The sequence below is a fragment of the Microbacterium sp. Root61 genome, assembly GCF_001427525.1.
Taxonomy (GTDB): Bacteria; Actinomycetota; Actinomycetes; order Actinomycetales; family Microbacteriaceae; genus Microbacterium.
This window is the reverse complement of record NZ_LMGU01000001.1, coordinates 2,193,670-2,207,364: the sequence shown is the minus strand read 5'-3', so window position 1 is coordinate 2,207,364 and position 13,695 is coordinate 2,193,670. Positions and strand designations below refer to the sequence as shown.

At 67.4% G+C, this 13,695-nt stretch carries 14 protein-coding genes; 12 read left to right on the top strand and 2 right to left on the bottom strand.

Annotation, left to right across the window (positions count from 1 at the left end; translation table 11 throughout):
* Positions 1 to 73 precede the first annotated feature (73 nt).
* The 5 genes from ASD65_RS10680 to ASD65_RS18785 all read left to right on the top strand — a co-directional run bounded on the left by ASD65_RS10680 (position 74) and on the right by ASD65_RS18785 (position 5,311).
* Complete coding sequence (locus ASD65_RS10680) at positions 74 to 835, top strand: GNAT family N-acetyltransferase (protein WP_056222269.1); 762 nt, start codon at positions 74 to 76, stop codon at positions 833 to 835.
* 588 nt (positions 836 to 1,423) lie between these two features.
* The gene (locus ASD65_RS10675) at positions 1,424 to 2,083 is read left to right on the top strand and encodes a flavin reductase family protein (RefSeq protein ID WP_056222266.1); all 660 of its coding nucleotides are present in this window, start codon (positions 1,424 to 1,426) and stop codon (positions 2,081 to 2,083) included.
* 190 nt (positions 2,084 to 2,273) lie between these two features.
* Positions 2,274 to 3,461, top strand: coding sequence for a hypothetical protein (locus tag ASD65_RS10670; protein ID WP_156378836.1), 1,188 nt, complete (start codon positions 2,274 to 2,276; stop codon positions 3,459 to 3,461).
* 96 nt (positions 3,462 to 3,557) lie between these two features.
* The gene (locus tag ASD65_RS10665) at positions 3,558 to 5,180 is read left to right on the top strand and encodes a sodium-dependent transporter (RefSeq protein WP_056222260.1); all 1,623 of its coding nucleotides are present in this window, start codon (positions 3,558 to 3,560) and stop codon (positions 5,178 to 5,180) included.
* On the top strand, positions 5,177 to 5,311 hold the full coding sequence (locus ASD65_RS18785) for a methionine/alanine import family NSS transporter small subunit (RefSeq protein ID WP_082561698.1): 135 nt from the start codon (positions 5,177 to 5,179) through the stop codon (positions 5,309 to 5,311). The genes ASD65_RS10665 and ASD65_RS18785 overlap by 4 nt, the downstream gene beginning before the upstream one ends.
* A gap of 103 nt (positions 5,312 to 5,414) precedes the next feature.
* Here ASD65_RS18785 and ASD65_RS10660 read toward each other — a convergent pair whose 3' ends face one another.
* A complete protein-coding gene (locus tag ASD65_RS10660) occupies positions 5,415 to 6,188 on the bottom strand; it encodes an SDR family oxidoreductase (RefSeq protein WP_056222256.1) in 774 nt (257 codons plus the stop codon).
* A gap of 160 nt (positions 6,189 to 6,348) precedes the next feature.
* On the opposite strand from ASD65_RS10660, the gene ASD65_RS10655 reads away from it, so the two are divergent.
* A complete protein-coding gene (locus tag ASD65_RS10655) occupies positions 6,349 to 7,209 on the top strand; it encodes an alpha/beta hydrolase (protein WP_056224740.1) in 861 nt (286 codons plus the stop codon).
* An 8-nt stretch (positions 7,210 to 7,217) separates the two neighbouring features.
* On the opposite strand, the gene ASD65_RS10650 is transcribed toward ASD65_RS10655, so the two are convergent.
* The gene (locus tag ASD65_RS10650) at positions 7,218 to 9,929 is read right to left on the bottom strand and encodes an AAA family ATPase (RefSeq protein ID WP_056222253.1); all 2,712 of its coding nucleotides are present in this window, start codon (positions 9,927 to 9,929) and stop codon (positions 7,218 to 7,220) included.
* A 161-nt stretch (positions 9,930 to 10,090) separates the two neighbouring features.
* Here ASD65_RS10650 and ASD65_RS10645 point away from each other — a divergent pair, with 161 nt between their 5' ends.
* From ASD65_RS10645 to ASD65_RS19205, 6 genes are all read left to right on the top strand, one after another.
* Entirely contained in the window at positions 10,091 to 10,549 is a 459-nt protein-coding gene (locus ASD65_RS10645) for a DUF6325 family protein (RefSeq protein ID WP_056222250.1), read from the top strand.
* Position 10,550: 1 nt separating this feature from the next.
* The gene (locus ASD65_RS10640) at positions 10,551 to 10,754 is read left to right on the top strand and encodes a hypothetical protein (RefSeq protein ID WP_056222247.1); all 204 of its coding nucleotides are present in this window, start codon (positions 10,551 to 10,553) and stop codon (positions 10,752 to 10,754) included.
* A 135-nt stretch (positions 10,755 to 10,889) separates the two neighbouring features.
* Positions 10,890 to 12,032: a peptidoglycan-binding domain-containing protein gene (locus ASD65_RS10635; RefSeq protein ID WP_200948653.1), complete on the top strand. Its 1,143-nt coding sequence runs from the start codon at positions 10,890 to 10,892 to the stop codon at positions 12,030 to 12,032.
* A 44-nt stretch (positions 12,033 to 12,076) separates the two neighbouring features.
* Positions 12,077 to 12,595 carry a DUF1269 domain-containing protein gene (locus ASD65_RS10630; RefSeq protein WP_056222241.1) on the top strand — a complete coding sequence of 173 codons (519 nt, stop codon included), beginning with the start codon at positions 12,077 to 12,079 and terminating at the stop codon, positions 12,593 to 12,595.
* Positions 12,596 to 12,841: 246 nt separating this feature from the next.
* A complete protein-coding gene (locus ASD65_RS19450) occupies positions 12,842 to 13,027 on the top strand; it encodes an asparaginase domain-containing protein (protein WP_442922453.1) in 186 nt (61 codons plus the stop codon).
* Entirely contained in the window at positions 13,024 to 13,479 is a 456-nt protein-coding gene (locus ASD65_RS19205; protein WP_056222238.1) for a hypothetical protein, read from the top strand. The genes ASD65_RS19450 and ASD65_RS19205 overlap by 4 nt, the downstream gene beginning before the upstream one ends.
* Positions 13,480 to 13,695: the final 216 nt, after the last annotated feature.

The following is a 13,695-nucleotide window of genomic DNA, read 5'->3' as shown; positions in this document are numbered from 1 at the left end:
CAAAGTGTCATAGGCTGTCAAATCTGGCAGACATGTCAGATTCATCCGACTCTACCCCGACGGAGGCACGCTCGTGACCCGCTTCTCCCACGCCGTCACCGAATTCTGGAAGCAGCCGTTCGCCGGTCGGCTCACCTACTCCGACCAACGTCTGAGCTTGATCGTGAACCCGACGCTCGACGAGGGAGAACGTGTCACCGTTCTCCGCACTGCGTCGGACTCCCATACTGCGATCGCGCTGAGCGCGGAGGTCGCCGACGCTCTGGAATGCGACGGTACGCGCACGGATTCATCCCCGCTCGACGAAGCCCGCGTGCGGAGTGCCCTCGCCGAAGCCGGAGTGCAGCTCCACGGCGCGGACAACCTCTACTACTTCCCCGAGGGCTACGAGGCCGAGGCGGAGACCGCGTCGGCGCCCGGGATCGTTCGCCAGCTGACCGCCGGCGATCGTGAGCTGTTCGAGGCATTCGAGGCGCGAGCGTCCGAGCAGGACCGTGACGACGCCCAGGTCGATCTCGAAGATTGGGCGGCGTTCGGCGTCATCGTCGAAGACCGGCTCGTGAGTGCCGCCAGCACCTACCCGTGGCGGGGCTCGACCCTCGCCGACTTCGGCGTACTCACGCTCACGGATGAGCGCGGCCACGGGTACGGGCGTCGTCTCGTTCGTGCCATGGCGGGCCACGCGAGCGATCTCGGGCTCGAGCTGCAGTACCGCTGCCAGGTCGACAACGCGGCGTCGAATGCGCTCGCCGCGGCTGCAGGGCTGCGGCTCTTCGGCCAGTGGGAAGTGCCGACGCCGCCACGCGACGACGACGCAGATTCATCCGCCGACTGAGCTTCGATCGGCGGCAGGTGTGGGGCGGCCCCGATGGCGGAGGCGTCGACCGCGTACTTTGCGCATATTCCACCGCTCCGCCACCGCACGTTCGCACCGGTCGTCGTCGGCGGGACAACGAATTGGGATTCACCTCCCGCCCGAGGGGCGACCCGGCCGCCGCCCTGCGGGAAGCGAATCCAGGCGCAATCCTCGCAGCCAATGCCGAATCTCGTGCCGTCCGCGGAGCTCCGCGTGCTCGATGAAGGCGTCGCTCAGGACGTGTGAACCCAACGGCAGCTAGGGCTTCGTGGTGACCTGGGTGATAGTGCAATCTTTGTCGAGCGCCAAGCTCCAACGATCAGGCGTAAAAAATCCGCTATTCGCACCCCTTTCGGGCATCCACCGAGGTCGTTTGTGGCGTAGGCAAACTCGCCTGTGCTACAACTAACGGAGTGACTCCACGAAGGCGTGCAGAAACCTCGACGCTCATGGGAGTTCTACGCATTCCGCGCACCCGACGTTGCTTTGGGTGGTGGGCTGGCTGCGCGCAAATCCGTACCAACTCGGAATTGGGCCGGAACGAAACCTCAGCAGAAGGAAGTTTGAATGTTCTACGAAACTGACACGGAAACAAGCGGGCTGCCGTACAACCCGTTCAAGGCGAGCTGCGTGCCACGCCCGATCGGCTGGATATCGACAGTCGACACCGACGGAGTGCCGAATCTTGCCCCGTACAGCCAGTTTCAGAACGTCACGTGGGACCCGCCGACCATCTCCGTGGCGGTGAACTGTCAGCCGGACGGCCGCCCGAAAGACACGGCGGCGAACGCGATGGCTACCGGCCAATTGGGCTGGAGCATGGCGACCGAGCGCCATTTCGATGAGATGGTCATGACGAATCATGATCTCCCTCCAGCCGTGGACGAGTTCGAGTACGCGAACCTGGAGTCCACTCCGTCGAGGCTTATCGCGCCCCCTCTTGTCGCAGGTGCCCCGGTCAAATTCGAATGCGAACTTCAGCAGTCGATCTATCTTCCGGGACGGACTCCAGAGTCATCCACCCACTTGCTGATTGCCCGTGTGATCGGTATCCATATCGACGAGGACTTTCTCACTGACGGGATGCTGGACATCGCGAAAATGCGCCCCCTCGCACGCCTTGGCTATCTCGACTTCACGGTCGTGGAGAAGACCGTACAGCCACCAACCGCCAGCCTGCGGTCACCTGACTCCATTGCCTTCATGGCCGAGCAGAAAGCCGGTTGAGTAGGGGAAGCCACCGGGGATTGCGACATCGATGTCGCAATCCCTAGGCTCCCGTTTCATCTGAATAGGAACAGCTTCCGAGACCGGGTTCCTTGTGAGCCCGGTCTCGGCGATCGCCGAAGACCCGCTTGCGGACGCACCCTTCAACGGGCCTATCCCGAATCGGCCGCGATGGGTGGACAATCAGGCCATGACACGCGGTGCGTGGACGCAGGGAGCCCGCCTCGAGGCTGCCGCGATGCGGGTCGAGACACGGCTGCACCGTAAGGGGGTGCTCGAGACGCGGCGCTTCGCTGCGCGCACGGAGGCGCGCGCGATCGTGGTGGCGACACTCGCGTTCGGCGTCGGGCTTGCCGGCGGAGCGGTGGGGTACTGGGGTCGCGCGGTACCTGTGTGGGAGGGCGCGTCGGTCGCAGCCGGAGGAATCGCGGTCGCGGCATCCATCACCCTCGCCGCTGCATCGGTGAGCTATCGACTCGCGGCCCGCGATCCGAGGCAGGCGTGGCTGATGGGCGGCACGCGCGCGCGGCGGGCGTGGATGACCTCCGCGGTGGCGATCTCACTGGCCGCAGTGTTCGGAATGCTGCAATGGATGCTGTTCGACATGGCGTCGCTGATCTGGCCCGGCGCTGCCGTCGACACCCTGACGGCGACCATGATCGTCGCCCTCGTGGCCGGCGCTTCGGGCTACACCGCGTTCGCGGTCGCCGCCCATGTCACCGCGACGCGGCTCGTGGTGTTGTTGTTCGCGGTCGTGGCTACCGGGTTCGCGGTGAGCGCTGCGACGACCCGCGACGACGACTGGTACCGCCTCAACTTCAGCGAGCTCGGCGGTCAAGGTGGTGTCACGGCGGCCGTCTTCAACGCCACGCTGCTCATCGCGGGTGGGGTGACAGCGCTGCTCGCGCTGTACCTGCTCACGAGCCTGGCGCGGTGGGCGCGCACCGAGCCCCGAGTGACTCGCGCACGGGAGCTCATCGTGTACGTGGTGTTCCTCATGCTCGCGGGGTGTTTCATCGGTGCGGCCGTGGTGCCGGTCACCACCAGCCAGGTGGGTCACAACGTCTTCGCCATCGGGATGGCAGTGGTGTTCGGAGCTCTCCTGCTCGGTCTGCGGTGGGTGCTGCCGTGCCTTCCGTGGGCGATGATCGCGCTCGGCGTCGCGGTTGCGATCGGCATCGTCTTCTCCGCCATCTTGTTCTGGCTCAGTTACTACACTCTGGCCACGCACGAGATGGTCTGCGCCGGCCTCGTGGTGGGGTGGCTGCTGCTGTTCACGCGCACCCTCGCGGCGACCGAGCGAGCGGACGCGGCAGCGGCCGACGTCGATGCCGGCTCCTGCGTTCTCGAGACGGACAGCTCCGAACCGCTCGTCTGACCTGCCGTCGGGGAGCGTTCGTCGGCTGCGCGGCGGTTCCTCCGGCGAAGGGCTCGCCGCCCTGACATTTCCGTCGCGCCCGGGTAGGGTCGCGGCATGGCGACCGCAACGATGCAGACCCACAAACGCGAGGCATTCGGCTCGCGGAACGTGTTCATCCTTTCGGCGATCGGTTCCGCCGTGGGCCTCGGGAACATTTGGCGGTTCCCCTACGTCGCGTACGAGGGTGGGGGCGGCGCCTTCCTCATCCCCTACCTGTGCGCGCTGCTGACGGCAGGCATCCCGTTGCTGTTCCTGGACTACGCGATCGGTCACCGCTTCCGGGGATCCGCGCCCCTCGCGTTCCGTCGCATGCATCCGGCAGCCGAGGCGCTCGGATGGTGGCAGGTACTGATTTGCGTCGTGATCGCGGTGTACTACGCGGTCATCATCGCGTGGGCCGGCATGTACACCTGGTTCTCGGCGCAGCTCGCCTGGGGGCCGGGCAAAGAGCAGGAGTTCTTCCTCGGCGATTTCCTTCAGACGGCGGATGTCGCCGAAGGCGGCCTTTCGACGACGTTCCTGCCTCAGGTCGGCCTTCCTCTGGTCGCGGTCTGGGTCGTCGTGATCGGGATCATGGCGCTGGGGGTCAAACGGGGCATCGGCCGCGCGAATCTGGTGCTCATGCCGCTTCTGACCGTCATGTTCGCGATCCTCGTGGTGCAGGCTCTGTTCCTTCCCGGCGCGATGGACGGGCTCAACGCGTTCTTCACGCCGAACTGGGAGGCGCTCGCCGACCCCGCCGTGTGGGCGTCGGCATATGGGCACATCTTCTTCTCGCTGTCCGTCGCGTTCGGCATCATGGTGACCTACGCGTCGTACCTCAAGCGCAAGACCGACCTCACCGGTTCGGGCCTGGTCGTAGCCTTCGCCAACTCGGGTTTCGAGATCCTGGCGGGCATCGGTGTCTTCGCCGCGCTCGGCTTCATGGCCCACGCGCAGGGCACCGAGGTGTCAGGGGTGGCGACATCCGGCATCGGCCTCGCGTTCATCGCGTTCCCCACGATCGTCTCCCAGGCCACAGGCGGATCGATCATCGGCGTGCTGTTCTTCGGGGCGCTGGTCTTCGCCGGCATCACCTCGCTCATCTCCATTCTCGAAGTGATCGTGGCGGCTTTGCAGGACAAGCTCGGGTGGGCGCGTATCCGCACGACGCTCACAGTGTCGATTCCGCTCGCGATCGTCTCGATCGCCCTGTTCTCGACGACCACCGCCCTGACCGTGCTCGATACGGCGGATGCCTTCGTCAACGCGTTCGGCATCATGGCGGTCGCGCTCGTGGCCATCGTCGTCGTCGCCTGGATCCTGCACAAGCTGCCCGCGCTGCAGATCCACCTCAACACTCGATCGAGTTTCCGCGTCGGCATCCTGTGGAGACTGCTGCTCGCGGTGCTCGCCCCGATCGTGCTCGGCTATCTGTTCATCAGCGAGCTCGTATCGAAGATCTCTGAGCCGTACAGCGGCTACCCGGTCTGGTTCGTCGCAATCTTCGGCTGGGGGATGGTGGTCGCCCTCGTGGTGCTCGCGATCCTGCTGTCCCTGCTGCCGTGGAGTGCCCGGTCGCATGCGAAGGACGACCCCGAGTACGACGAGTTCCTTCTCGATGAGCAATACGATCCCGACCCCGAGACCGGCGCAGTCCACCTGCCCGCGGCGACGGAGAGCGGAGCACGTTCATGACCACGACAGCAATCGTCATGATGATCATCGCCATGGTCACCGTGTGGGGTGGACTGGTGGCCGCGATCATCAACCTCGCCCGTCACCCCGAGGTCGCCGAGACGGAGCCGGCGCCTCCGGTCGAGCTGTGATCCGGTAGGCAGCGTGCGGGTCGATGCCCGACCCTCAGCTACGACACTCTGGCCACGACCGAGATGGTGTGCGCCGGCCTCCCTCGGCACTGATCCGGCGGACTCAGATCGTGGGGCGCATCCCGCCGTCGATGACGAAGTCGGACCCTGTCACGTTCCCGAATCGCGGACTGGCCAGGACGGCGATGAGGTCAGCGACTTCTTCGGGGCGGGTGAAGCGGCCTGTCGGCATCGCGCTCTCGGCTCCGGCGCGCACCTGCTCCGCGCGCCCGCCGGTCGCGGCCGCGACCTGCTCGGCGACGCCCCCGGCGCCGAGCCACAGATCCGTCGCCACCGGACCCGGACTGATGGAGTTCACTCGCACGCCCTTCGGTCCGAGCTCCTTCGACAGGGACTTCGTGAAGCTCAGCAGGCCGGCCTTGGCCGCGCTGTAGTCCATCACCAGAGGGTCCGCGAGCTTCGAGTTCTCCGAAGCGACATTCACGACGGCACCTCCGGGAGGAATACGCGGCAGGACGGTGCGGGTCATTCGAACCGCCGCGAGCAGATTCAGTGTGAGCGTGCTGAGCCAATCCCGATCCGCGATGCTGCCGAATCCGCCCGGACGCGGCGGTGCAGATCCGACATTGTTCACGAGCACGTCGATGCGGCCCGGGAGTACCGCAGCAAGAGCCTCGATCGCGTCCAGGTCCGAGAGATCCGCGCGCAGGTAGGAGAAGCCGGCGTGATTCCGAAGATCCTCATCCTCTGGCATCGACCCGCGCGCGATCCCGATCACCTTGCACCCTTCGCGCAACAGTGAACGGGTCACCGCCACGCCGATGCCTCGACTCGCGCCGGTCACTACCGCGACGCTTCCACTCAGTGTCAGATCCATGCCACGACCGTACGCTCGCGCCGGTCTCCGCGCCTCGGCATCCGCCCGATATGGACGGAGTTAGCGCGCACCGCACGCCAATCTAGGTACGGGCGACGGATGTCGCGGCTTCGCGTGCGGAGGACGCTGGGTCGTGTTCATCCAGGATGAGGAGACCCCCATGTCGCTTACCGCTCACGAACTCGCCGAAGTCGAACGAGCCAACCAATCGGGACTGCGCCCCGTCGTCTTCGTCCACGGGCTCTGGCTGCTCTCCAGCAGCTGGGACCGCTGGCGCGCCCGCTTCGAGGAAGCCGGATTCACGACGATCGCGCCGGGATGGCCCGATGATCCCGAGTCGATCGAGGACGCGCGGGCGAATCCTGACGCGTTCGCCGAGAAGATGGTTCAGGAAGTGACCGATCACTATCTCGACGCGATCGCGGCGCTCACCACCAAGCCTGCCGTCGTCGGCCACTCGTTCGGCGGACTGATCGCTCAGAAGATCGCCGGAGTCGGAGCATCTGTCGCGACCGTCGCGGTCGATCCGGCGCCCTTCCAGGGCGTGCTGGCGGTGCCCGTCTCGTCCCTCAAGTCGTCCGCGCCCATCGTCTCGCACCCCGGCACCAGCCTGAAGCACGGTGTGACGCTGTCGTTCGAGGAGTTCTCGTATGGCTGGGCGAATGCTCTGGACGAGGACGAAGCGCGGGCGCTGTATGAGGAGTTCCACGTCGCGGCGGCGGGGAACCCGATCTTCCAGGTCGTGACCGCCAACCTCAATCCCTTCAGCGAGACGAAGGTCGATTCGAAGAACCCGGATCGAGGACCGCTCCTGATCATCGGTGGCGAGGTCGACCACACGGTGCCGCTCAAGCCCACCGAGCAGGCGTTCAAGATCCAGTCGAAGAACCCCGGTCTCACCGAGCTGGTGGTCATGCCGAATCGCGGCCACTCCCTCACGATCGATCACGGCTGGGCCGAAGTCGCCCAGACCGCGCTCGAGTTCCTCGACCGCGTCGACGCGCAGGCGGTCCCGGCCTGACGGCGACGTCAGTCGGACTCGAGCGCTCGGCCGAGCTGCTCCCGCGCAGTGATGCCGAGCTTGCGGAACGCCGTGTAGAGATGGGCCCCGATCGTGCGCGGCGACAGGAATAGCCGCTCTGCGATCTCACGGTTGCTGAGTCCGTCGGCTGCGAGCTCGGCCACGCGGAGCTCCTGCGGAGTGAGCACGTGGCTCCCGGACGGTGCGGCATCCGTCAGACGCTCGCCGGAAGCGCGAAGCTCCTCCCTTGCTCGCTCGGCCCACTTGACGGCGGGGAACTCTTCGAAGAGCGTGAGCGCGGTGTGCAGGTGGATCCGGCTGTCCGCCGTTCGCCGCATCCGCCGTAGACGCGTACCGAGGTGCAGATGTGCCCGGGCGTGAAGGAACGGCACGGCGATCGGGCGGCGGTCGATCGCCGCGGATGCCTCGTCGAGGCGGGCATCGTCGCACAGCACGATGCGGGAGTACTCGAGCGCGGCCGTGAGCACCGGCGCATGCCAGCCCTCGTGGAGCTCGGCCAGCGCCGCGACCTGCTCTTCCGCCAGCGGTCGGTCCTCCAGCAGTATCGCCGACTCGACCAGGTCGGGCAGCGAGACGATCCGGAACATCAGGTTGTAGACGCGGTCAGCCGGATCCGCCAGACGCTGCAGCACGCGTTCGGCCTCGCGCGGACGCCCGGTGACGAGCGCGGCGCACCCTTCGGCGAAGACGAGTGTCGCGCGCGGCGACTGGGCGTCGAGCACCAGCGCCGCGAGGGGGGACGAGCCCGCGATGGAGCCGCGGTCGGGTGCGGCGCCGTCCAACGCGTCGTACCAGGCGAGGGCCGTGCGCGCCGCTGCCGCGAGCCCCGGATCCTCTGCGTCGATGGCGATGGTGATGCACTCGTCTATGCAGGCACGCCCTCGTTCGAACCGTCCCTGCAGGAAACAGATCCAAGACAGACCCATCAGTGCGTGGGGCAGGAGCGCCCGGTCGCCGTGCGTTCGGAAGCCGTCGACCGCGCGTTGCAGATAGTCGGCTGATGGGCCGATTTCTCCACACAGGTTGAGGGCGTAGCCGAGATACCAGGCACCCTGCGTGTCAGCAGGGTCGATGACGACCCGATCGCGGATGCGCGCGATCACCTCGTCGCCTCGCCCCGCCGGGTCCGTGACCGCCGCCAGGAGGAGCGCCCGCGGTTCGTCGGGGTCGAGGTCGAAGGCGAGCGCCGCCTGGGAGATGACAAGTCCGGGATCGCTGTGGGTGGAGTGGTCCCAGGCGATCGAGGCGAGGTGAAGGAGGGCATTGAGTGCGGCATCCGCGTCCCCCGCGTGACGCATGCTCTCGATGGCCGCGGTGGCCGGTCTGAGATCGCCGCGCGCGAGCGCCGATTCCTCGACCGGGAGCAGTTCGCGCATCCAGGCCGCGCGAGCGCGAACGCGGGAATCCTCGGTCTCGGCATCCGCCTCCCTGAGGAGTCCGAACGCGGTGCGGTGGGCGCCTGCGCGTGCAGCGGCATCGGCCGCGAGCAGGAGCCGCTCCGGGCGCATCGGGGACGGCGGGGTCAGGTCGGCCGCGCGACGGAGGGCGCGCAGCGCCAACGCGGCGTCGCCCGCGGCGAGGGCGACCTCGCCGATGCGCCCCAGTTCTGCAGCGAGGTCGGGGGCCGTACCGGTCTGCAGATCGGCACGCCACCACACGGTGCGTACGGGGTCGGCGATCGTGTCGATGAGCGACCCCAGGATGCGCGATCGTTCCTGCGGATCCGCCGCGCTGACCACTGCCGATCGCACGAGCGGATGGCGGAAGCCGATGCGTCCCTGTGCCGGTTCGATCAGCCCTGCCGCGGCGGCGGTCCCGACCCACTCCCGCGTGGGTGGGTCGTCGATCACCCGAATGATCGCCGTCGTCGTGTCATCGATCGAGTCGCACCCCAGCGCCGCAGCCAGCACCCCGAGGCGCGCCGCGAACGGAAGCTCCGCGTATCGTCCGGCGAATGCGAGCTCGAGCCGGTGCGTCAGAGGAACGACATCGAGATCGGCCACGCCGAGGTCGGCGATGGGCAGCTCCACCAGGGCGAGAGGATTGCCGTCGGACAGTTCGAGCAGCATGCGCCGCTCCGTGCCGCTCGGCTTGTCGGGCCTGGAATCCAGCAGCGCGTTGGCGTCGATGAAGCTGAGAGGTTCGAGGCGGAGGCGTTCGATCGGCTCCCCTTCGATCGTGTCATGACTGCCGCGGGCCGTCATCACCACGACCAGAGGGTCCGATGAGACCCGCCGTGCCACCATCAGCAGCGTCTGTCGCGAGGCGGGGTCCAGCCAATGCAGATCCTCCCCGATCACGAGCAGGGGGTGCGCGCGAGAGGCGTCGGAGAGGAGTGTCAGCGTCGCGACGCCGGCGAGGAAGGTGGTCGGCGGTTCGCCCGATCGCACCCCGAACGCGATCTCGAGGGCATCTCGCTGCGGCTCCGGCAGCTCGGAGATCCGCGCGCGGAGCGGATGAAGCAGAAGGTGCAGCCCGGAGAACGGGGCCGCAGACTCGTCGGAGGTGCCGGAGGTGCGGAGCACTCTCATGCCCGACTCCTGTGCGCGGTGTTCGTACTCGTCGACCAGTGCCGTCTTGCCGACACCGGGATCGCCTTCGATCAGCAGCGCCGACCCGCCCGCGCTCGATCGCGCGCACATCTCATCGAACCGCTGAAGCTCGGGGTGGCGGCCGATGACGGCACGAACGGTGGACACGTGAGCAGTTTGGCGCATCTGGACCGGCGCTGGGCCGATCGCTGTCACTGTGGCGCGCGGATGGGGTGCCGGAAGCGGCCGGCGCCGAAGATCATCCGCGGTGGGTGAGTCACCCGAACCGCAGGGCTCATAGCGTGAGCGTTCCAGAGAAGGGGAGTCCCATGACCGATCCCGCGTTCGAAGAACTCGGACCCGTCGACTACGTCGTCGTCGAATTTCCACCAGAGCAGGCCAACTTCACGGGTGAGATGGCGGCCGAGCTGCTCAAGCTCGTCGACGCAGGCATCATCCGCGTGATCGACATCCTCGTGGTCACCAAGGACGCGGATGGCTCGATCGAGGCGCTGGAGCTCACCGACCTCGACGACCTCGGGCCACTGGCCCGACTCGAGGCGGAACTCGCAGAACTCCTCGCGGCCGACGACGTCGCGCATCTGGCCGCGGCGATGGATCCCGGTACGGTGGCCGGTGTCGTCGTCTACGAGAACCTGTGGAGCGGACCGTTCGCGGCCGCGGCACGCCGCGCGGGCGGACGGGCCATCGCCAACGGCCGCATCTCGGCCGAAGCCATCATCGCCTCGATCGAGGCCGATGTCGACGCTGTGCAGATCGGAGCCTGACATGCTCGGAAGACGAGTCGGACGCGTAGGAGTCATCGGGGCACCGGTTGCGAAGGCGGCCGTCGTCGGCGCAGCCATCACGCCGGGACCGGCCCCGATCGCGAAGGCCGCCGTGGTCGGTGCGGCGGTCACGCCCGGCCGTTCGCCCGTTGCGAAGGCGGCCGTGGTCGGAGCCGTAGCGACGCCACGGTTCCGGCGAATCTAAGGCGCTCGAGGACCCGCTGCACGCGTTCACGCGGGTGATGGACCGGGCGGCCGCCGCGCGCAACGGGGGATCTGGCGTCGTGCGCATCGCGGGGCCATGATGGGCGCACGACCGAGCGGGGCATCGGAGGCATGCATGAGGATCGACGCAGTCAGGATGCGGCGCCGTCGTGCCCTGGGCATGATGTGCGCAGCCCTCGTGGCGATCGGCCTCGCCGGGTGCTCGGGCGAGGTCAGCACCGTCGACCGCGCGGAGGCGAGGGTCGCTGCCAAGGAGAAGGCCCTCACCGAGGCCCAGGCGCAGCTGACCGCAGCATCCGACACATTCTGCGGGGCGAGCAAGACCTACGTCCTGGCACTCGATCGGTACGGGGACGTGCTGCACGACACCGCGCCCACCGTCGGAGATGTCAGGGAAGCCGGCGCCGATCTCACGCAGCCGCGCGACGATGCCTTCGACGGTGCGGAGGCCGCCGTCGACGCACAGCAGCAGGTCGTGACAGCCCAACAGGAGCTGACCGACGCGCAGGCGGCACTGGAGCGGGCGAAGGCCGGCACCTCGGCACCGCCCACTGACGCAGGCAGCCCGCCGCCGACCACACCTCCTCTGGCGCCGGCGGCCACCGTCGATCGGGTCAGCCAGGCCGAGTCGGAGTTCGCAGCGGCGCAGGGAGCCATCACCGATGACACCCCCTTGGCCGACGCATCCGAGCAGTTCAACAGCGCCGTGGTGGCTCTCGAGTTCGCCTGGCTGCGGCTGTTCGTCGACGCCGGGTGCGTCTCCGATGAGCAGACGGTGCAGGCGCAGGAGGCCGTAAGCGCGTACACGACCGCGCTGCAGCAGGACCTCGCCACCGCGGGGTATTACGCCGGCGCGGTCGACGGTGTGTACGGGCCCGAGACGGTCGCGGCGGTCGAGGCGTTGCAGGAGGCGAACGGCTTACCCGTCACCGGCACGGTCGACAACGCGACCGCCTCCGCCCTCCAGACCGAGCTCCTCGCCCTCGGAGGAGCCGCCGCGCAGGAATCGATCGCCACCACGGCCGCCGTGCAGCAGACACTGAAGCTGCTCGGATTCTGGGACGGACCGGTGGACGGCGTATGGACGACGGCCCTGACCGAAGCGGTGAAGGCGTTCCAGATCGAGCTTGGCGTCGAGCCGACAGGTGCCGTGGACGCGGCTACCGTCAGCGCTTTCCGCCAGGCGATCGAGTCGCTCTCGCCACCCGAATCGAACATGAGTCCCTCGCCGGTTCCCTCGGAATCCGGCGCGCCGTAAGCCGAAACCGCAATGCACACCAGATTGAGACGGAAGGGATCGACATGACTGATCGCAACTACACCCTGGTCATCGCCGCGTACGACGATGAGGCTGCCGCGAAGACCGACTTCGCCGCGATGAAGGAGCTGGATGACCTGTCGGTCGTCGCGGCGGTCGTCATGGCGCGGGATGCCGATGGAAAGGTCGCGGTCACAGAACACGGTGGCAAGCTCATCGCTCGCGGGACGAGTTTCGGCGCCGTCGGCGGCCTCGTGATCGGGCTGTTCGCTCCTCCCTTGCTGCTGTCCGGCGTCGTCGGAGCGGGGATCGGCGCGGGGGTCGGGGCGATCATGAAGCACAACGAAGAGAAGAAGATCGGCGTCGACGTGGAGGAGTGGCTGCCGCCCGGATCCTCGGCCATCGTCGCGGTCGTCGACGACCTCTACCTCGACCGGGTCGACACCGCGATCGCTCAGGCGACCAAGAAGGTCGACAAGGCCATCGACAAGGGCGACTATGACGCCATCGTCAAGGCCGTGAACGAGGGCGACGAGAAGATCATCGACGCGATCGAGTCCTGACAGGCACTCAGCGACGGTTCCGCACGTAACGTCAGGACCATGCCGAGCGCCGGCATTCGGTGTTGTGAGGGGTCTAGATACCAGGGTCCACATTCTCGCGACGGGTGGAACCATCGCGGGCTGGCTCCATCGCGCGTCGATGTCGGCTATCGCGCGGGCGAATTGGGTGTCAGCGCCCTGATGGACGGCGTGCCGGGCGTCCGCGATGTGGCCACTCTGACCGCCGAGCAGTTCTCTTAGTACTTCCTGTATCTCGTCGTCAAGTCCGACCGGCCGGTCGTGCTCACCGGTTCGATGCGTCCGGCCACAGCGCTCAGCGCCGACGGTCCGCTCAACCTGTTCAACGCGGTGAGCGTGGCTGCGGATCCGGACGCTCGCCGGCGGGGTGTCATCGTCGCCGTCACGACGATCTCCATAGCGCGCGGGACGTGACGAAATCCAGCACCACCGATGTGCAGACGTTCGTTTCACCCGGCCCCGGGCTCCTGGGCACGGCGAGCTACGGCCGCATCCGGTATTTCCGTCGCCCCACACACCTGCACACGCACGCCACGGAGTTCTCCGTCAAGGACAGGAACGTCCTGCCCCGCGTCGACGTCCTGTACGCGCACGAGGGGATGGTCATCGCCGGCATGGGAAGCGGCAGCGTTCCCGCCGCAGTGGCGCGAACGCTGGCCGACGTGGTCGCGTCCGGCGTCATCGTCGTGCGCAGCTCGCGGGTGGGCAGTGGTGACGTCGGACGCAATATCGAGTTGGACGATGACGGCCTGGGGTTGGTCGCATCGGGCCAGCTCAATCCGCAGAAGAGCCGAGTCCTTCTGCAGCTGTGCCTGGCACATGGGCTGCGCGGCGACGCCGTGCAGGACGCGTTCTACCGGTACTAGGCGCGGCCGGCCCGGCACAGGCGGCTGTGGGCCCGTCATGCCTGTCGCGGCTCGACCCTGATGTGCGGGGCCTCCTCCTAGGACGGCTGGTGTCGTCACGGTGCCCGTCGACTTCGAGGCCGAGCCTTGCGGTGATTCCTGCCCGACTGCTAGCCTGCCGATACATGTGAACTACGGTTCATATGTATGAATTGCCGCAACCCACCAGCGCACCAG

Coding starts and splice junctions, on each gene's coding strand:
- ASD65_RS10675 (WP_056222266.1), top strand. CDS start 1,424: ATGTTCTACGAAACTGACACGGAAACAAGCGGGCTGCCGTACAACCCG.
- ASD65_RS10670 (WP_156378836.1), top strand. CDS start 2,274: ATGACACGCGGTGCGTGGACGCAGGGAGCCCGCCTCGAGGCTGCCGCG.
- ASD65_RS10665 (WP_056222260.1), top strand. CDS start 3,558: ATGGCGACCGCAACGATGCAGACCCACAAACGCGAGGCATTCGGCTCG.
- ASD65_RS18785 (WP_082561698.1), top strand. CDS start 5,177: ATGACCACGACAGCAATCGTCATGATGATCATCGCCATGGTCACCGTG.
- ASD65_RS10660 (WP_056222256.1), bottom strand. CDS start 6,188: ATGGATCTGACACTGAGTGGAAGCGTCGCGGTAGTGACCGGCGCGAGT.
- ASD65_RS10655 (WP_056224740.1), top strand. CDS start 6,349: ATGTCGCTTACCGCTCACGAACTCGCCGAAGTCGAACGAGCCAACCAA.
- ASD65_RS10645 (WP_056222250.1), top strand. CDS start 10,091: ATGACCGATCCCGCGTTCGAAGAACTCGGACCCGTCGACTACGTCGTC.
- ASD65_RS10640 (WP_056222247.1), top strand. CDS start 10,551: ATGCTCGGAAGACGAGTCGGACGCGTAGGAGTCATCGGGGCACCGGTT.
- ASD65_RS10635 (WP_200948653.1), top strand. CDS start 10,890: ATGAGGATCGACGCAGTCAGGATGCGGCGCCGTCGTGCCCTGGGCATG.
- ASD65_RS10630 (WP_056222241.1), top strand. CDS start 12,077: ATGACTGATCGCAACTACACCCTGGTCATCGCCGCGTACGACGATGAG.